21 protein-coding genes are annotated in these 15,675 nt (G+C 62.6%); 11 read left to right on the forward strand and 10 right to left on the reverse strand.

Going from position 1 to position 15,675, the window contains the following annotated elements:
* Positions 1–6: 6 nt before the first annotated feature.
* From AB4Z25_RS05600 to AB4Z25_RS05610, 3 genes are all read right to left on the reverse strand, one after another.
* Complete coding sequence (locus AB4Z25_RS05600) at positions 7–1,041, reverse strand: alpha/beta hydrolase (RefSeq protein WP_112539752.1); 1,035 nt, start codon at positions 1,039–1,041, stop codon at positions 7–9.
* Between the two features lie 84 nt (positions 1,042–1,125).
* A complete protein-coding gene (locus AB4Z25_RS05605; protein ID WP_112539753.1) occupies positions 1,126–1,971 on the reverse strand; it encodes an oxidoreductase in 846 nt (281 codons plus the stop codon).
* Between the two features lie 93 nt (positions 1,972–2,064).
* Positions 2,065–2,952, reverse strand: coding sequence for a LysR family transcriptional regulator (locus AB4Z25_RS05610; RefSeq protein ID WP_112539755.1), 888 nt, complete (start codon positions 2,950–2,952; stop codon positions 2,065–2,067).
* Between the two features lie 128 nt (positions 2,953–3,080).
* Here AB4Z25_RS05610 and AB4Z25_RS05615 point away from each other — a divergent pair, with 128 nt between their 5' ends.
* The gene (locus AB4Z25_RS05615) at positions 3,081–3,914 is read left to right on the forward strand and encodes an oxidoreductase (RefSeq protein WP_112539757.1); all 834 of its coding nucleotides are present in this window, start codon (positions 3,081–3,083) and stop codon (positions 3,912–3,914) included.
* Positions 3,915–3,969: 55 nt separating this feature from the next.
* On the opposite strand, the gene AB4Z25_RS05620 is transcribed toward AB4Z25_RS05615, so the two are convergent.
* Positions 3,970–4,959, reverse strand: coding sequence for a zinc-dependent alcohol dehydrogenase family protein (locus AB4Z25_RS05620; protein ID WP_442207896.1), 990 nt, complete (start codon positions 4,957–4,959; stop codon positions 3,970–3,972).
* Between the two features lie 101 nt (positions 4,960–5,060).
* Here AB4Z25_RS05620 and AB4Z25_RS05625 point away from each other — a divergent pair, with 101 nt between their 5' ends.
* Positions 5,061–5,918, forward strand: a complete 858-nt coding sequence (locus tag AB4Z25_RS05625) for a LysR family transcriptional regulator (RefSeq protein WP_112539824.1) — start codon at positions 5,061–5,063, stop codon at positions 5,916–5,918.
* A gap of 15 nt (positions 5,919–5,933) precedes the next feature.
* Here AB4Z25_RS05625 and ftsZ read toward each other — a convergent pair whose 3' ends face one another.
* A complete protein-coding gene (gene ftsZ, locus AB4Z25_RS05630; protein ID WP_112387911.1) occupies positions 5,934–6,953 on the reverse strand; it encodes a cell division protein FtsZ in 1,020 nt (339 codons plus the stop codon).
* Between the two features lie 215 nt (positions 6,954–7,168).
* On the opposite strand from ftsZ, the gene AB4Z25_RS05635 reads away from it, so the two are divergent.
* From AB4Z25_RS05635 to AB4Z25_RS05660, 6 genes are all read left to right on the forward strand, one after another.
* Complete coding sequence (locus AB4Z25_RS05635; RefSeq protein WP_112539759.1) at positions 7,169–7,387, forward strand: hypothetical protein; 219 nt, start codon at positions 7,169–7,171, stop codon at positions 7,385–7,387.
* Positions 7,388–7,478: 91 nt separating this feature from the next.
* Positions 7,479–8,480, forward strand: a complete 1,002-nt coding sequence (locus AB4Z25_RS05640) for a 2-dehydropantoate 2-reductase (protein WP_112539761.1) — start codon at positions 7,479–7,481, stop codon at positions 8,478–8,480.
* A gap of 134 nt (positions 8,481–8,614) precedes the next feature.
* Complete coding sequence (locus AB4Z25_RS05645; protein WP_162698787.1) at positions 8,615–8,770, forward strand: hypothetical protein; 156 nt, start codon at positions 8,615–8,617, stop codon at positions 8,768–8,770.
* Between the two features lie 8 nt (positions 8,771–8,778).
* On the forward strand, positions 8,779–9,675 hold the full coding sequence (locus AB4Z25_RS05650) for a dihydrodipicolinate synthase family protein (RefSeq protein ID WP_112539763.1): 897 nt from the start codon (positions 8,779–8,781) through the stop codon (positions 9,673–9,675).
* A gap of 95 nt (positions 9,676–9,770) precedes the next feature.
* Positions 9,771–10,037 carry a hypothetical protein gene (locus AB4Z25_RS05655; protein WP_112539764.1) on the forward strand — a complete coding sequence of 89 codons (267 nt, stop codon included), beginning with the start codon at positions 9,771–9,773 and terminating at the stop codon, positions 10,035–10,037.
* A gap of 114 nt (positions 10,038–10,151) precedes the next feature.
* A complete protein-coding gene (locus tag AB4Z25_RS05660) occupies positions 10,152–10,457 on the forward strand; it encodes a DUF1883 domain-containing protein (RefSeq protein ID WP_112387906.1) in 306 nt (101 codons plus the stop codon).
* Between the two features lie 18 nt (positions 10,458–10,475).
* Here the strand turns inward: AB4Z25_RS05660 and AB4Z25_RS05665 are convergent, their stop codons facing one another.
* Both AB4Z25_RS05665 and AB4Z25_RS05670 read right to left on the reverse strand, forming a co-directional pair.
* Positions 10,476–11,792 (reverse strand): replication-associated recombination protein A, encoded by a 1,317-nt coding sequence (locus AB4Z25_RS05665; protein ID WP_112539766.1) that lies wholly within the window; start codon positions 11,790–11,792, stop codon positions 10,476–10,478.
* The gene (locus AB4Z25_RS05670; RefSeq protein ID WP_112539769.1) at positions 11,789–13,192 is read right to left on the reverse strand and encodes a DegQ family serine endoprotease; all 1,404 of its coding nucleotides are present in this window, start codon (positions 13,190–13,192) and stop codon (positions 11,789–11,791) included. The genes AB4Z25_RS05665 and AB4Z25_RS05670 overlap by 4 nt, the downstream gene beginning before the upstream one ends.
* 139 nt (positions 13,193–13,331) lie before the next feature.
* On the opposite strand from AB4Z25_RS05670, the gene AB4Z25_RS05675 reads away from it, so the two are divergent.
* The gene (locus AB4Z25_RS05675; RefSeq protein ID WP_112539771.1) at positions 13,332–13,703 is read left to right on the forward strand and encodes a YkvA family protein; all 372 of its coding nucleotides are present in this window, start codon (positions 13,332–13,334) and stop codon (positions 13,701–13,703) included.
* A 30-nt stretch (positions 13,704–13,733) separates the two neighbouring features.
* A complete protein-coding gene (locus AB4Z25_RS05680) occupies positions 13,734–14,078 on the forward strand; it encodes a lysozyme inhibitor LprI family protein (RefSeq protein WP_112539773.1) in 345 nt (114 codons plus the stop codon).
* Positions 14,079–14,081: 3 nt separating this feature from the next.
* On the opposite strand, the gene AB4Z25_RS05685 is transcribed toward AB4Z25_RS05680, so the two are convergent.
* From AB4Z25_RS05685 to AB4Z25_RS05695, 3 genes are all read right to left on the reverse strand, one after another.
* Positions 14,082–14,420 carry a type II toxin-antitoxin system PemK/MazF family toxin gene (locus AB4Z25_RS05685; protein ID WP_112539775.1) on the reverse strand — a complete coding sequence of 113 codons (339 nt, stop codon included), beginning with the start codon at positions 14,418–14,420 and terminating at the stop codon, positions 14,082–14,084.
* A complete protein-coding gene (locus tag AB4Z25_RS05690) occupies positions 14,407–14,625 on the reverse strand; it encodes a type II toxin-antitoxin system PrlF family antitoxin (protein ID WP_112539777.1) in 219 nt (72 codons plus the stop codon). The genes AB4Z25_RS05685 and AB4Z25_RS05690 overlap by 14 nt, the downstream gene beginning before the upstream one ends.
* A gap of 66 nt (positions 14,626–14,691) precedes the next feature.
* Positions 14,692–15,147: a MarR family transcriptional regulator gene (locus AB4Z25_RS05695; RefSeq protein WP_112539779.1), complete on the reverse strand. Its 456-nt coding sequence runs from the start codon at positions 15,145–15,147 to the stop codon at positions 14,692–14,694.
* Between the two features lie 77 nt (positions 15,148–15,224).
* Here AB4Z25_RS05695 and AB4Z25_RS05700 point away from each other — a divergent pair, with 77 nt between their 5' ends.
* The gene (locus AB4Z25_RS05700; protein WP_112539781.1) at positions 15,225–15,629 is read left to right on the forward strand and encodes a GFA family protein; all 405 of its coding nucleotides are present in this window, start codon (positions 15,225–15,227) and stop codon (positions 15,627–15,629) included.
* The last annotated feature ends 46 nt before the right edge of the window (positions 15,630–15,675 follow it).

Genomic DNA, 15,675 nt, shown 5'->3' on the forward strand with positions numbered 1-15,675 from the left:
TGAAAATCACTGCTGCGGGGTGTCGGCGAAATGGCGCATGGCGAATTCGGCGACGCGCTGGTTGGAGCTGTCGGCATCGGCAAGCAGATGCGGGAAGAGCTGCCAGCCGTGGATCAAGCCCGGCCAGACCTCCAGCGTCACCTCGACACCTGCCGCCTTCGCCTTGTCGGCGAGCCGCAGGGTGTCGTCGAGCAGCGCTTCGCTGTCCGAGACCTGCAGGAAGAGCGGCGGCAGGCCGGAAAGATCGGCAAAGAGCGGCGAAACGTCTGGATTGTCAGGCGCCGTCGCGCCGAGATAGGGCTTGGCCAGCGCCTCGATGCCAGCCTTGGTGATGACGGGATCGGTGGCGGCATTCGACGTCATCGAGACGCCGCTGGCGGAAAGATCGGTCACCGGGCTGAGCGCAATGACGGCGGCGGGCAGCTGGCGGCCGGCCTTCTTCTGGCGCAGAACGGCCTCGATCGCCAGATTGGCGCCGGTGCCATCACCGGCAAGGATGATGTTGCCGCTTTCATAACCGTTTTCCAGCATCCAGCGATAGGCGGTCCTGATATCGTCGATCTGTGCGGGATAGCGGCCCTCGGGGACCAGCCGGTAGTCGATCACCAGCACGTCCGAGGAGGCAGCCTTGGCGAGCGATCCGGCCAGCAGCCGGTGGGTGCGCGGCGAGCCGCCGTGGAAGCCGCCGCCATGCACATAAAGAATGCCGCGGCGGCCGAGCGGGTGGTGAAGCCGGGCCGGCCAAATGAGATCGGCCTCGACTCCATCGGCATCCATGTGGCGGATTTGCACGCGGGCCGGCTCGGGATTGTCAGCCATGAAGCTGCGGAAGGCTGCGGCGCGCTTTTCCGGGGTCGCGGCATCGGCGAAATGCTCTTTCCAGCGCCCGGTCAATTGCTCGACCTGCTGTTTCGATTGCGCGCTCTGCGGCGGAATATCGGCGGCGCCGGCATCCGCCGCAACCAGAAAGCCCGGCAGCAGTGCCAATGCAAACCCGGCCGCCCTCACGCCAGCTGCTGTAGACAATAACCGGTCACGCATTCATCCCTCCGAAACCAAACGGCCGCCCTGCCCGATCATCGAACAGGACGGCCGCAGAAGTCAAAGGCTTGCTACGTCTTCGGCTCAGTCTTTCGGAAAATCAGCGCCGATGCTGGTTTCCTTCCAGGCTTCGACGAGCGCCAGACGCTCGGCAAGCTTCTTGGTGACCGCCTCGTAGCCGAAGGCGCCGAGCACGAGATGGCGCGGCGCCTTCTCGACTTGCGTGATCTTGATCATCGCTTCGGCAGCGCGCACCGGATCGCCCGGCTGCTGGCCGCTATAGCCCGCCGTCTGCTTCATGCGGCCGGCAGCGGTCTCGGCATAGTCGCCAATCTTGCTCTCGGTCTGGCGCAGCGAACGGCCGGCCCAATCGGTGCGGAACGGTCCGGGCTCGACGCAGGTGACCTGGATGCCGAGTGCCGCCGTTTCGGCAGCGAGCGAATCCGAGAAGCCTTCGACGGCATGCTTGCTCGCCGAATAATAGCCCGAGGCCGGGAATCCGATGAAGCCGGCAACCGAGGTGATATTGATGATGTGGCCGCGGCGGCGGGTGCGCATGCCGGGAAGCACGGCACGGGTCATGGCGAAGAGGCCGAAAACATTGGCTTCGAATTGATCGCGGATCTCCTTGTCGTCGCCTTCCTCGATCGAGGACTGGTAGCCGTAGCCGGCATTGTTGACGAGAACATCGATGCGGCCGAAGCGCTCCTCGGCAGCCTTGACCGCACTTGCAATCTGTCCCTGGCCGGTGACGTCAAGGGCAACGGCCAGCGCATTGTCGTGGCCTTCGGCGAGGTCGGCGACACGCGCCTTGTCGCGGGCCGTGACGATGGTCGGCCAGCCGCGGGCGATGGTGAGCTTGGCCAGCTCGTGGCCAAAGCCTGTCGAGCAGCCGGTGATGAACCAGACGGGGGCGTTGTCTTGGGACATGGTCTATTCCTGATGTTTTGGGAGTGCCTTTGGGAGGCAGAAGGTAACAATAAACATGTAGGGCGATTTTGCCCGATTTCCAGATTGCCCCACCTATTCCGCCTTGATCGCCTCGATCAGCGCCCGGAAGCCAGCGGACATGTGGCGGCGGCTGGGATAGTAGAGGTAGAGCGGTTCCTCCGGTTGGCACCAGTCGTCGAGCACCTTGATCAGGCGCCCGGCGGCGACATGCTCGGCGACGCGGTTTTCCCAGACATAGGCGAGAGCAACGCCGCCGAGGGCCGCTTGCGTCATCAGCTCGTGATCGTCGAGCGACAGCGGTCCGTTCGGATGGAAGGTGATCGTCTGTCCGTCGCGCTCGAAATCCCAGGGATAGCGCACGCCGGAGGGATACATGTTCTGGATACAGAGATGGCGCTTCAGATCATGCGGCGTCAGTGGCTTCGGGCGGTGCTCGAAATAGGCGGGCGAGCCGACGACGACGAGACGCAGGCGCGGGCGGATGCGCAGCGCGATCATCCCCTCCGTGACGCGCTCACCGAAGCGGATGCCGGCATCGAAGCCTTCCTCGACGATATCGACCAGCCGGTCGGTGGCGCTGATCTCCAGCTGCAGATTGGGGTTCTTGGACAGGAGCGGACCGATGATATGGCCGATGACGAAAGGCGCGATCGAATTGGCAACGTTGAGGCGCACCTTGCCGAAGGGCGTGTCGCGAAACTGGTTCAGCGCATCGAGCGCCGAGCTGATCTCGCCGAAGGCGGGATCGAGATGCGATTTGAGGAGCAATCCGGCTTCCGTCAGCGACACGCTGCGGGTGGTGCGGTTGAGCAGCCGGATGCCGATCCGCTCTTCGAGATTGAGCACCGCATGGCTGATCGCCGAAGCCGTCACGCCCCTTTCCTCGCCTGCCTTACGAAAGCTGAGATGCCGGGCAACGGCCGCAAACGCCGCCATTTCGGAAAGATCGGTCGCACGCATTGATGAATTTCACTCAGCATAATTCGGAAAATAACAAATCTTATGCATGAGCCGCTTTCAGGTCAAATTCTCCTCACCGGCACAGAGAGACCGGCACACAACGAAGAGAGATCTGAAAGGAACGTGTCATGAAAGTCTGGTTCATCACTGGTGCATCCCGCGGCTTTGGCGCGCTGATGACCAAGGAAGCGCTTGCCGCAGGCGACGCCGTCGTCGCCACTGCCCGCAATCCCAAGACCGTCATCGATGCTATCGGCGACCACCCCAATCTGCTGGCTACCGCACTCGATGTCACCGACGAGCGACAGGCGCAGGAAGCGGCGGCAGCGGCCGTCCAGCGCTTCGGCCGCATCGACATTCTGGTCAACAATGCAGGATACGGATTGCTCGGCGCTGTCGAGGAAGCCACCGCCGATGAGATCGAGAAGATCTATGCGACCAATGTCTTCGGCCTGTTGAAGGTCACCCGCGCAGTGCTGCCGCATATGCGCCGTCAGCGCTCTGGCCATGTCCTGAACTTCTCGTCGATCGGCGGCTATGCCGGCTATCCCGGCTGGGGCGTCTATGGCTCGACCAAGTTTGCGGTCGAAGGTCTTTCGGAATCGCTGGCGACGGAGATCGAGCCGTTCGGCATCAAGGTAACGATCGTCGAGCCCGGCTTCTTCCGCACGGATTTCCTAGCCGACAATTCGCTGTCGATCAGCCCGGCCTCGATCCCGGATTATGTGGGAACACCGGCCGGCAACATGCGGGACTTCGCCGCCAGCGCCAATCACGCCCAGCCGGGTGATCCCGCGAAATTCGCAGTCGGCATCGTGACGCTGGTGAATGCCGAAAACCCGCCGCTGCGCATGCCCTTCGGCAGCGATACGGTGGCGAAGCTTAGCGAGAAGAATGCCTTCGTCGAGCAGGAACTTTCCACTTGGCGGGCGCTGGCCGTTTCGACCGATTTCGCCGCCTGAGGCAGGTCGCCTACACGAAAACGCCGCCCGTTTATGACGGGCGGCGTTTCTCGTCTCAGCCGATATCGATCACCAGCTTGCCCTTGGCCTGGCGCTCCTCGATCAGGCGGTGAGCCTCGGCGGTCTCATCGAGCGTGAAGCGGCGGGCGTCGAGGCGCGGGGCCAGCTTTCCGGCTTCGGCCAGCCTGGTTGCCTCCTGCATGATCTCGCCGTGGTGCTCGCGGCCCTCGCCGGTCAGGAGCGGCAGCAGCGTGAAGACGCCGGAATAGGTGGCCGCCTTGAAGGAAAGCGGAGCCAGCGCATGCGTGCCCCAGCCAAGGCTGGTCACCACATGGCCGAAACGCTCGACGGCCTTGAAGGCGGCATCGAGCCCTGCCCCGCCAACGGTGTCATAGACGATATCGAAGCCCTTGCCGCCGGTATATCTCGCCATATAGTCCTCGACGCTTTCGGCGGTGTGATCGATCGGGGTCGCACCGAGGCTGCGGATATAGTCCGCCTTGGCAGCACCATCGGCAGCGTAGACGTCAGCGCCGAATGCCTTGGCGATCTGCACCGCGACATGGCCGACGCCGCCTGCACCACCGAGAACCAGTACCGTCTGGCCGGACTTCACCGCAGCGCGGTCGACCAAGCCTTCCCAGGCGGTGATGAAGACCAGTGGCAAGGCGGCGGCTTCGCGCATTGTCAGGTTTGCGGGCTTGATCGCCAGCAAGCGGGCATCGACGGCGGCGAATTCCGCCAGCGAGCCCTGCACGCCGCCGACACCGCCGGTCATGCCATAGACTTCGTCGCCGGGGCGGAAGCCGGAAACGCCCTCGCCGATCTCCTCGACGATACCGGCGAGATCGATGCCGAGAATGGCAGGCAGCGGCTGGCGGGCATGGGCGGCAGCACCGGCGCGGATCTTGGTGTCGAGCGGATTGACGCCGCTTGCCTTGATGCGCACCAGCACTTCGCCGGCACCCGGTTTAGGACGGCCGATCTCGGCCAGGCGGAACGGTGCATTGTGGTTTTCGAGGATCAGGGCTTTCATCGTGTTCATGTCGGTCACTCCGTTTTCGATGAGCGGATGATCTTCCCAACACGATTGAATGAAAATCAAAGATATCGCATGATGTCCATTCATTATTGAATGAGGCGATCATGGAATGGAGCGACGTCAGGATCTTTCTCGCGATTGCCCGCGAAGGCACGCTGGGTGCGGCCGCCCGCAGGCTCGGCCAGACACAGCCGACCATGGGGCGGCGGCTCAAGGCGCTGGAGGCTGCGACCGGTCACATGCTGTTCCAGCGAACGGCCGACGGATTCGTGCTGACAGACGAGGGCAGCATCGTTCTGCAGCATGCGTTGCGGATGGAAGAGGAAGCCGTTGCGCTGGAGCGGCAACTGCAGGGCAGCACGCGATCACTTGAGGGAATGCTGCGGATTTCATGCTCGGACTGGTTCGGCCTTCACATGCTGACGCCTGTCTTGGCGGAATTCTCGCTGGCACATCCGAAGGTCTCGGTCGAATTGCTGACGGATGCGCGGCTCCTCAACCTGTCCCGGCGCGAGGCCGATCTGGTGTTTCGCATCAAGCCATTCACCGAGCCGGAGGTTATTTCACGCAAGCTGATGCATATCGGCTATGGCCTTTACGTTGCGAAAGGCACCCCTCACCCAACGGCAGGCGACGGCAGCGGCTTTGCCATCGTCACCATGGACGAGGCCTTTGCCGAGATGCCCGATGTGCATTGGGTGACCCGCATGTTCCCGAAGGCGACGATTACCATGCGGAGCAACAATCGCGATGTGCAGGCAGCGCTCTGCGCCCTCGGCGCTGGAATGGCCGTTCTGCCGCGGCCGCTTGGCGACAATTTTGAAGGCCTGGAACGCGTCGACGTTCCGGAGGCGCCGCCGGGGCGCGATACATTCCTCGGCTATCATCGCGATCTGAAGCGACTGCCGAGGCTGAGGGCCTTCGTGGATGTGGTGATCAGCCGGTTGGCGTCAACCGGCTGATCACCGAGCGGTGACTTACTGCAGCGTACGGATCGGAGCCTGCTGCACAGCGTGGCCCGGAGCTGCTGGCGCGCCATTGCCATCGAGGCCGGTTGCGACAACTGCGACACGGAACTTGCCGTCGAGATTGCGGTCGAAGATCGCGCCGACGACGATGTCGGCATCGTCCTGAACTTCGTCGCGGATGCGGCTTGCCGCTTCATCGACTTCGAACAGCGTCATGTCGGAACCGCCGGAGATCGAGATCAGCACGCCCTTGGCGCCCTTCATCGAGATGTCGTCGAGCAGCGGGTTGGCGATTGCGGCTTCTGCAGCCTTCATGGCACGGCCTTCGCCTGCCGCTTCGCCTGTGCCCATCATCGCCCGGCCCATGCCGCGCATGACCGACTTGACGTCGGCGAAGTCGAGATTGATCAGGCCTTCCTTGACGATCAGATCGGTGATGCAGCCGACGCCGGCGTAGAGAACGCGGTCGGCGGTCATGAAGGCGTCGGCAAAAGTCGTCTTGGCATCGGCAATGCGGAACAAGTTCTGGTTCGGAATGACAATGACGGTATCGGCTGCCTGACGCAGCGCCTCGATGCCGACATCGGCCGTGCGCATACGGCGGTTGCCTTCGAAGGTGAAGGGCTTGGTGACGACGCCGACGGTCAGGATGCCTGCCTGGCGCGCCGCGTGGGCGATGACGGGCGCGGCACCCGTGCCGGTGCCGCCGCCCATGCCGGCGGTGACGAAGCACATGTGGGAACCGGCCAGATGATCCATGATCTCGTCGATCGATTCCTCGGCGGCCGCATGGCCGACCTCAGGCAGCGAGCCCGCGCCGAGACCTTCCGTGACATGCGCACCAAGCTGGATGCGGCGCGAGGCCTTGGAGGTGGCGAGCACCTGGGCATCGGTATTGGCGGCGATGAAATCGACACCCTCAAGATTTTCTGCGATCATGTTGTTGATCGCATTGCCGCCACCGCCGCCGACGCCGATGACAGTAATACGCGGCCGCAGTCCCGAAATGCCGCTCTTGGCGTCGCTCATCGTACTCTCCTTTGATGCCTCACTCATGCCCCGCCCTCGTTGCGGAACAGCGAATCGAGTGTAAGGCTAAAGGCGCAAGAAGGCAGAGGCGGGGCGAAAGAACAAGATGCAGCCGCTCCGAAAGAAAATTCGGAACCTTTTTCACCGCTGCGCATTATGACGGATTCATGTCATCTTTATCATCATCATTGCCAACGGAGAGGAGTACCGCTGAGATGCCTAGCATTGCCGCACACCAGACCGTCGCCCCACCCCACGAGCATACGCTGACTGTTCAGGAAGCACTTGAGCCGCTCTTCCTGGCGCTTGAGCAGGAAGTCGAGATCAAGATGGTGGCTGCTGCGTTGCGCGCCGGCTGGTCGGCGGAGGATGCGGTCGCAGCAATCGATGAGCTGCGCCGCACCGAACTCGTCGATGGCGCAACTGCGCACTAATTTGGGCGCTCGTGAAAAATTGTCATTCGCCATCGCGTGCGAATGACCTAAGTCTAACGCGACGATTACATCTTCGCGGAGACCTCTCTCAATGTCCTTCAAATCGATCTGCGTTTACGGCGCCGGTGCGCTTGGTGGCGCCATCGCGGCCAAGCTGGCGTCCGCGGATAGCGGCGTCACCGTTTCGGCGGTGGCGCGTGGCGCACATCTCAAAAGCATCCGCGAAAACGGCCTGCGGCTATTCGAGGCGGGCAGCGAGAAACCGATCACGGTAGAGATCACCGCTACGGATGATCCGTCCACCCTGCCCCCGCAGGACCTGATCATTACCGGCCTCAAGGGGCATCAGCTCGGCGATGCCGCCGAAGGCATCGCCACGCTCCTCAAGCAGGGAACGCGGGTGATGATGATCCTCAACGGCATTCCCTGGTGGTACTTCCACCGCGACAGCCAGAGCCAGCATGCCGAGCTGCAGTTCGAGGAACTCGACCCGGCCGGGCGGCTGTGGCGGCTTGTCGGCCCGGAGCGCGTCATCGGCTGCGTGGCAATGCAGGGCGCCGAGGTCGTCAGGCCAGGCGAAATCCAGCTGTCGAACAATGGCCGCTACATCCTTGGCGAACCCTCCGGCGAAATGAGCGCCGATCTTGAAGGCATCAAGAGCCTGCTGACGGGCGCCGGGCTGAATGTCTCCACAACCCCACGCATCCGCGACGACATCTGGAACAAGCTCACCGGCAACGCCGCCTTCAATCCGCTGAGCGCGCTGACGCGCGCCCTGATGACCGATATCATGGCGGACCCGGCGCTCTACGACATGGTCGGCAAGATCATGAACGAGGTTCGTGCCGTTGGAACCGCGCTGGGCGCCACATTCTCGATCACCATCGAGGAGCGCCTTGAGCAATCGCGCCATATCGGCGCCGTCAGAACCTCGATGCTGCAGGATTTGCTCGCCGGCAAGGCGCTGGAGATCGTGCCGCTGAGCGGCATGGTCGTGTCTCTGGGCCGCCTTGCGGCAGTTCCGACGCCGGTGTCCGAGGTGGTGCTTGCGCTGACCTCGCAGCTCGATATCGAGAACAGGCGAACAAGCTAGCGCGGACCTCCGATTTGGTCGCATGGCTACCGGCCTGCGCCATTTATTCTTTTCATATATGACGCGCGGCTGCCCGGAATGGATTTCCTACGCCTGGCGGCCTTAACCTCTGTGGAGAATGCAGAGGTAATCCCATGCGCAACGTCATGCCCGCCAATCCGCTTCGCGACCGGCCCCGCCGAGCCGTCAAGGCCCGCGCCATGCGTGAAAGGCGCACGGCCCAGGTGCTGATGCTGTTCGGCGTCATTCTTGCCTGCGTCGAGCTCTACGTGATCGTCAGCTGGATCTGAACTCTTCGATGCGATCCAATCTTTCGCTGCGCCTTTCCGGCGCCATCACCCCGCTCGTCACCCCTTTCCGCCACGGCGCGCTCGACATCAAGGCACTCGAGATTCTGGCTGAATGGCAGATCGCCAGCGGCATCGGCGCGCTTGCGGTTGGAACTGTTACCGGCGAAGGCCCGGCGCTTTCGCAGGCCGAGCGCGACAAGGTTCTCTCGGCAGTGCTGCGCGTTGCCGATGACCGCATTCCCGTTCTTGCTGCGACCGGCACCAACTGCACGGCGCAGACCATCGAAGCGACGCGGCGGGCCGAAGCGCTCGGCGCTAGCGCGGCGCTGGTCACCGTCCCCTACTATTCGAAGCCGGGGCAGAAGGGCATCCTCCATCACTTTCGCGAACTGGCAGCGGCCACCAGCCTGCCGCTGATCATCGTCAACGATCCTGCGCGAACGGCCTCGCCGCTTCTGCCATCGACGCTCGACGTACTTTCTGCCGATGGCACGATCTTCGGCCTGCTCGACATCGAGGGCGATATGGCAACGCTCGCCTGCTACAGGGACCGCCTTCATCTCTTCACCGGCAATGCCCTCGGCGCCCCGGCTTTTCTTGCCTGTGGCGGCGACGGCCTAATTGCACCTGTCGGCGATGTGCTTCCGAAACTCGTGACCTCGCTGCAGCATGCCGCGGCTTGCGGCAACCTGCCTGCGGCGCTCACGCTTGCCGATCGCATGACGGCGCTGATCGATGCCATCGGCGGCGACCCTGCCTGTATCAAGTATGCGCTGAGTGCCTATCCGGGCATTGGCGCAGACGTCCGCCTGCCGCTCGTTGCCGCCGATGATGCAGCAAGAGAGGCGGTCGCCGCGGCGCTGATGCCCTTCGCCGCCACGCCGAAACGCGCATTATCCCTATGACAATCTTATACATTCGGCCACGGCGCCGAATGGAAAGGCAATCCGTCTCTTCATAGATTTGAACGGTAAGCCAGACATCTCGAAAGGACATATCGATGTCACGTCTTTCTTCCGCCGCGTCCGCCGATCCGCTTCAACGCAACACCGCGCCGGCCCGCTTCACCATCGGCAGGAACAGGCGCGGACAGTGGATCGTTGCCGACCGCGACGGGCTGGTCGGCGGCCTCTTCATCAACGAGGCCGCCGCCCTTCACTTCGCTGCCGCTGAGTGCAATCACAACCCGGCCGAGATCTACCGTGCTGCAGACGGGATCGTGACGGATCTCACCGTCTTCGAGGCGATCGAGCCCCGGCTGCATTGAGGGCGCAGGCTCCCGTTGTGCCAAGACGGGAGCCTTCCCGCACAGGCTGCCAAACTTTTCTTTAACTGGCACAGACTAAGATTGCCGTCGGACAGCAGCCAGTTTTTGAGACCGATGACCAAGCCGAATTTCCGCTTCAAGCACTACGACCTTCACGAACAGCGCGCCGGAACGATCGTCGAGGTGGCGCTGAATGCGGTCAACAATGTCCGCCTGATGACGGCGCCGCAATTCCAGCGTTTCACGGAAGTTCTCGATTTCAAATATATCGGCGGCGTCGCCAAGAAATCGCCGGTGAAAATGGTGATCCCCGACAGCGGCCACTGGCACCTGATCGTCGATATGGAAGGCCATCACGGGCTGGCGGAATCCGCCGTCAAGGTGATCGCAGCGCCTGGCGCTCAGAAGAAGGCTTCGTAAAGCCGCCGCCCTGCAGGTTCAGCGCGGATTACGCTCTTTGCGGAGCTTGGACCACCATTCCAGCCGTTTGCGGATCTCGCGCTCGAAACCGCGCTCCGGCGGATCGTAGAAGGTCTTGCGGCCCATCTTTTCCGGAAAATAGTCCTGACCTGAAAAGGCATCCGGCTCATCGTGGTCATAACGGTAGCCGTCGTTGTAGCCTTCATCCTTCATCAGCTTTGTCGGGGCATTCAGGATGTGCTTGGGCGGCAGCAGCGAGCCGTTCTGCTTGGCGGCCATGGTCGCGGCCTTGAAGGCGGTATAGACGGCGTTGGATTTCGGTGCCGTGGCCAGATAGACGCAGGCCTGCGCCAGCGCCAGTTCGCCCTCTGGCGAGCCAAGATAATCGTAGGCATCCTTGGCGGCATTGCAGATGACCAGCGCCTGCGGATCGGCAAGGCCGATGTCCTCCACGGCCATCCGCACCAGCCGGCGGCCGAGATAGAGAGGATCCTCGCCGGCATCGAACATGCGCGCCAGATAGTAAAGAGCGGCATCGGGATCGGAGCCGCGAACCGATTTGTGAAGCGCCGAAATCAGATTGTAGTGGCCGTCCTGTGCCTTGTCGTAGACCGGAGCCCGGCGCTGGACGATGCGCGTCAAGCCCTCGGTATCGAAGACCTCGCCCGGCCTTGCCGCGCGCCAGACCTCCTCGGCCAGCGTCAGGATCGCCCGGCCATCGCCGTCTGCCATGCGCAGCAGGCTTGCCCGCGCGTCATCGGTCAGCGGCAGCGGCTTCTGCTCGACGGCTTCGGCGCGCGTCAACAATTCGCTGAGGCTCTCCTCGCCATGCGACTTGAAGGTCAGGACGCGGGCACGCGACAGGAGAGCGGCGTTGAGTTCGAAGGACGGGTTTTCGGTCGTTGCACCGACGAGGATGACGGTGCCGTCCTCCATGACCGGAAGGAAGCTGTCCTGCTGCGCCCGGTTGAAGCGATGGATCTCGTCGACGAAGAGTAGCGTCTGGCGTCCATCCATCCGCCGCAGCCGCGCGGTTTCGAACACCTTCTTCAGATCGGCGACACCGGAGAAGATCGCCGAAATCTGTTCGAAGGCCAGCCCCGCCTCGCCCGAGAGAAGCCGGGCCACCGTGGTCTTGCCGGTGCCGGGCGGACCCCAGAAGATCATCGACCCCAGCGATCCGCTTTCGATCATCCGCCTGAGAACGCCGTCCTCACCGGTCAGATGTTCCTGACCGGCGACCTCCGAAAGCGTCTGCGGCCGCAGACGATCGGCAAGAGGCCGCCGGTTGGCGACCTCGTCTGGAACGCGTGGGGCGAACAGATCATTGCTCATCGGAAGAACTGCCTGATCCGCTGGCCGTCACGCTCGATCTCGACACGCCAGAGGCCGGCATCATCAGCGGCGATCTGCGACAGTTGCTCGGTCGTCTGCACCGGCGTGCCGTTGATGGCAACGATAATATCCTTCGGCTCGAAACCGAGACGGGCGGCCGGAGAGTCTTCCTTGACCTCGGAAACGACGACGCCTGATGATTCCGTCGGCATGCGCAGCTCGTCGGCAACGCGCGGCGACAGGTTCTCGACGACGGTGCCGGTAAAGGGTGTGCGGCCGCCAATGGTGCGCTGGTCGCGCGGCGAGGTTTCAGGGGCACGATCGAGCTTCAGCGCCACTTCCTGCTCGCCGCCGTTTTCGACGACACCAAGCTTGACGGTGTTGCCGAGGCCGGCCGTTGTCAGGCGGTAGAGAAGGGCATCGGGATGCTCGACGGGAATGCCGTTGACGGCGGTGACGATCTCGCCTGCCTTGAGGCCGGCCTTCTGCGCCGGGCTGCCATCGGTGACCTTGACGATCAGCGCGCCACGGGCCTTGTCCAGGCCGAGCGCCTCGGCGACCTCTGACGTCACGGCATCGAAGGTGGCGCCGACATAGGGCCGCTCGAAAGACTTCACGCCGGCATCGGCCGAGGTCAGGAACACCTTGACGAGATTGGCTGGGATGGCAAAGCCGATGCCGTTGGAACCGCCGCCGCGCGAGAAGATCGCAGTGTTGATGCCGATCAGCTCGCCCTTCATGTTCATCAGCGCACCGCCGGAATTGCCAGGGTTGATCGAAGCATCGGTCTGGATGAAGAAGCCGAACTCGTTCTTGACCACCTGGTTGCGGGCGAGCGCCGACACGATGCCTGACGTCACCGTCTGGCCGACGCCGAACGGGTTGCCAATCGCCAGAACCAGATCGCCGACTTCGACAGCATCCGAGTTGCCGATCGGCAGCGTCGGGAAATTGGCCTTGGTCTCGATCTTCAGGACGGCGAGATCGAGGCGGTCATCGCGCAGCACCACCTTGCAGGGGAATTCACGCCCGTCCGACAGCGCTACCTTGATGTCGTCGGCACCCTCGATGACGTGGTTGTTGGTGACGACGGTACCGTTTGCCTCGACGATGACGCCGGAACCGAGCGAGGACTGCTTCTCGGAGCGGTTCGGCATCTGCTGGCCGAAGAACTGCTCGAAGAAGGGATCGCCGGCAAAAGGCGACTGCCGCTGGACGGTCTTCTCGGCATAGACGTTCACAACCGCGCCTGACGTCTGCTTGACCAGCGGCGCGAAGGAGAGCTGCATTTGCATTTGGCTCTGCGGTACGGTTTTCGCATCCTCGGCATGCGCGCCGAGCGGCAGGAGCACGGCGAGCGCAAAGAGCGGGACAAACGAACGTTTCGACAGGCCTAGCATCGTATTTCCTTCTGAAATGCTACAAGGATCAGTGTTGTAGCGCCGGACGCTAGAAAGGAAAGAGGGCGGAAGCATGGAAGAAGCGAGCACGCGAAAAAGCAATTGAGGAGCCTGCCACATTGATTCAGGAAATGCGCATATGAGCCTGATAAGCCAAGCGAAAATATGGGCCAAGTCACTCAAGCGTGACATTGTCGCCCTGTGGCTCGCAGCACGCGATCCGCGCGTCCCCTGGCATGCCAAAGCCGTTGCCGGCGCGGTCGCCGCCTATGCGCTGTCGCCGGTCGACCTCATCCCGGATTTCATTCCTGTTCTTGGCTATCTCGACGACATCATCATCGTGCCGCTCGGCATTCTGCTGGCGGTCCGGCTCATCCCGCCACCGCTGATGGCAGAACTCCGGGCGCAGGCGGCAGAGCGTGCAGAACGCCCAGTCAGCCGCACCGGATTGATCTTCATCCTTGCCGTCTGGGCTTGCTGCATCATCTTCCTGATCCGGGCGCTCCTCTGAGCGCCGTACCCGCAAACAGGAATCCACTGCATGAAAGCCGCCACTATCGCCCTCGCCTTCACTCTCCTCCCGACCTTCGTACCGCTTGCGAATGCCGCGAGCTTCGATTGCGATGCCAAGGAGCTGAAGCCCGACGAGAAGGCGATCTGCGACAACCGGGCGCTGAACGACGCAGATGTGAAGATGGTCACCACCTTCGACCTGCTCTCCGGCTTGCTCGCCATGGGCTCACGCGGCACGCTGCAGGACGAGCAGACGGCCTGGCTGAAGAAACGCCAGGAATGCCAGGCGGACGCGGCCTGCATCAAGGCGGTCTATGACGAGCGGCTGAAGCAGCTTGGCGAGACGTACAAGAATATCAACAGGCCGCTTTAGTCATCAGCCGCCAATATGGGCTCGTATTGTAGATATGACAGCCGAGAGCGTCGCATCGGGCAACCGGCCGATCCTGTCGATCTGTCCCGTCTCGACAGTCGCAATCTTGGCCGGACGGACGACAGACGGCGCTGGCAGGCCGGCGGCATGATGATCGTCGATCGCGACGTCTCCAACCCACGGGCGGTTTTCTGCTGAGGTGATCATCACGGCCCACACCAACGCCTCGTTCTCTCCGAGGGCACCAGCGGAAACGACCAGCGCCGGGCGGCGCTGGCGCGTGTCGCGGTCGGTGTAAGGGAAAGGCACCCTTATGATATCGCCCCGCTCAAAGATCGGCATAGGCCTTCCGGTCAGCTTCGCTGTCCCACTCGGAGAAGGCCGCGAACGGATCGTCGGCAAGCGGCTCGGCAGCCCGCGATATCACGACGCGGTTTTCATCCTCGAGCGTATAGACAATGGAATCGCCTTCCCGAAGGCGCAGTGCAGAACGCACAGCCTGCGGAATGGTTGTCTGTGCTTTGCTCGTTATCTTGCTTGTGATCATTGCTCACCTCTCGCTGAATGTAAGGAAGTTCCTTACCGATAGCAATGCGTGGCCATCCGAAGCAGCTTACGCTTGCTGCTTGCCGCTCAGAGATGCCAGCACCTCAGCAATTACCGCAGTCGCCTCGCGCAACCGCTGCTCGCCGAACTTCCCGCCATGCCGATCCGCCCATTTCGCCTGGCGTCCTTGTATGTCACTGAGGGCCACTCTACCCGCCTCGGTCAACTCCATGAGTTTCGCCCGCTGGTGCGCGGGATTGTCGCGATAGGCGATCAGGCCCTCTCCTTCGAGAAGATCGGCGACCCGCTGCACCCCCTGCCTTGCCAGACCCAAGGCGCGGGCTGCATCGGCAACCGACATCGGCGCATGGTCGGCTGCGGCCAAGACTTGCCAGCGGGCGCTGGTCTGGCCCGCGGGCTTGGCGAGCGTATCGCCTTCCGCCTGCAAATGTCCCGCAAGCCGCAATACCGCGATTGAGAATGCTGCGAATGCATCGCCCTCGGCTGTTCGCTTCGATTTCATATTGACAACATGTTGTCCATTTTTAATAATGACAATATGTTGTCATATTAGATTTGGGATCGCAAGGGAAAGAGGCGATGAAAAAGACCTATCACGGAAGCTGCCATTGCGGCCGGATCCGCTACGAAGCCGATATCGACCTGCAGGCCGGCACGGGAAAATGCAACTGCACGATCTGCTGGAAGCGCCGCTACTGGGGCACCAACATCAAGCCGGAGGATTTCCGGCTGACCTGCGAGGAGGCAGGCATCGGCGACTACCAGTTCGGCAGCATGTCCGGTCATCACCGCTTCTGCATCACCTGCGGCGTGGCACCCTATGGCCACGGCTATGTTGCGGAAGTGGGCGGCGACTACGTCTCGATCAACCTCGCCTGCCTCGATGACCTCGATCCGTCGGAACTTGCCGAGGCTCCGCTGCAGCATTTCGACGGCCGCAATAACAGCTGGTGGAACACGCCTGCCGAAATACGGCATCTCTGAAAAAGAAAAGAGCAGCTGACTCTTAATCAGCTGCTCTCAGGTTCAA

Origin of the sequence: Rhizobium sp. RAF36, from assembly GCF_052114105.1 — a bacterium.
In the GTDB taxonomy this organism is placed as follows: domain Bacteria; phylum Pseudomonadota; class Alphaproteobacteria; order Rhizobiales; family Rhizobiaceae; genus Rhizobium.

What these genes read in the sequence shown, in the direction of transcription:
- AB4Z25_RS05690 (WP_112539777.1), bottom strand. Translation starts at nt 14,625, where the DNA reads ATGATCACAAGCAAGATAACGAGCAAAGCACAGACAACCATTCCGCAG.
- AB4Z25_RS05670 (WP_112539769.1), bottom strand. Translation starts at nt 13,192, where the DNA reads ATGCTAGGCCTGTCGAAACGTTCGTTTGTCCCGCTCTTTGCGCTCGCC.
- AB4Z25_RS05660 (WP_112387906.1), top strand. Translation starts at nt 10,152, where the DNA reads ATGACCAAGCCGAATTTCCGCTTCAAGCACTACGACCTTCACGAACAG.
- AB4Z25_RS05610 (WP_112539755.1), bottom strand. Translation starts at nt 2,952, where the DNA reads ATGCGTGCGACCGATCTTTCCGAAATGGCGGCGTTTGCGGCCGTTGCC.
- AB4Z25_RS05625 (WP_112539824.1), top strand. Translation starts at nt 5,061, where the DNA reads ATGGAATGGAGCGACGTCAGGATCTTTCTCGCGATTGCCCGCGAAGGC.
- AB4Z25_RS05640 (WP_112539761.1), top strand. Translation starts at nt 7,479, where the DNA reads ATGTCCTTCAAATCGATCTGCGTTTACGGCGCCGGTGCGCTTGGTGGC.
- AB4Z25_RS05675 (WP_112539771.1), top strand. Translation starts at nt 13,332, where the DNA reads ATGAGCCTGATAAGCCAAGCGAAAATATGGGCCAAGTCACTCAAGCGT.
- AB4Z25_RS05645 (WP_162698787.1), top strand. Translation starts at nt 8,615, where the DNA reads ATGCGCAACGTCATGCCCGCCAATCCGCTTCGCGACCGGCCCCGCCGA.
- AB4Z25_RS05635 (WP_112539759.1), top strand. Translation starts at nt 7,169, where the DNA reads ATGCCTAGCATTGCCGCACACCAGACCGTCGCCCCACCCCACGAGCAT.
- AB4Z25_RS05695 (WP_112539779.1), bottom strand. Translation starts at nt 15,147, where the DNA reads ATGAAATCGAAGCGAACAGCCGAGGGCGATGCATTCGCAGCATTCTCA.
- AB4Z25_RS05685 (WP_112539775.1), bottom strand. Translation starts at nt 14,420, where the DNA reads ATGCCGATCTTTGAGCGGGGCGATATCATAAGGGTGCCTTTCCCTTAC.
- ftsZ (WP_112387911.1), bottom strand. Translation starts at nt 6,953, where the DNA reads ATGAGCGACGCCAAGAGCGGCATTTCGGGACTGCGGCCGCGTATTACT.
- AB4Z25_RS05665 (WP_112539766.1), bottom strand. Translation starts at nt 11,792, where the DNA reads ATGAGCAATGATCTGTTCGCCCCACGCGTTCCAGACGAGGTCGCCAAC.
- AB4Z25_RS05655 (WP_112539764.1), top strand. Translation starts at nt 9,771, where the DNA reads ATGTCACGTCTTTCTTCCGCCGCGTCCGCCGATCCGCTTCAACGCAAC.
- AB4Z25_RS05650 (WP_112539763.1), top strand. Translation starts at nt 8,779, where the DNA reads ATGCGATCCAATCTTTCGCTGCGCCTTTCCGGCGCCATCACCCCGCTC.
- AB4Z25_RS05680 (WP_112539773.1), top strand. Translation starts at nt 13,734, where the DNA reads ATGAAAGCCGCCACTATCGCCCTCGCCTTCACTCTCCTCCCGACCTTC.
- AB4Z25_RS05620 (WP_442207896.1), bottom strand. Translation starts at nt 4,959, where the DNA reads ATGAACACGATGAAAGCCCTGATCCTCGAAAACCACAATGCACCGTTC.
- AB4Z25_RS05615 (WP_112539757.1), top strand. Translation starts at nt 3,081, where the DNA reads ATGAAAGTCTGGTTCATCACTGGTGCATCCCGCGGCTTTGGCGCGCTG.
- AB4Z25_RS05600 (WP_112539752.1), bottom strand. Translation starts at nt 1,041, where the DNA reads ATGCGTGACCGGTTATTGTCTACAGCAGCTGGCGTGAGGGCGGCCGGG.
- AB4Z25_RS05700 (WP_112539781.1), top strand. Translation starts at nt 15,225, where the DNA reads ATGAAAAAGACCTATCACGGAAGCTGCCATTGCGGCCGGATCCGCTAC.
- AB4Z25_RS05605 (WP_112539753.1), bottom strand. Translation starts at nt 1,971, where the DNA reads ATGTCCCAAGACAACGCCCCCGTCTGGTTCATCACCGGCTGCTCGACA.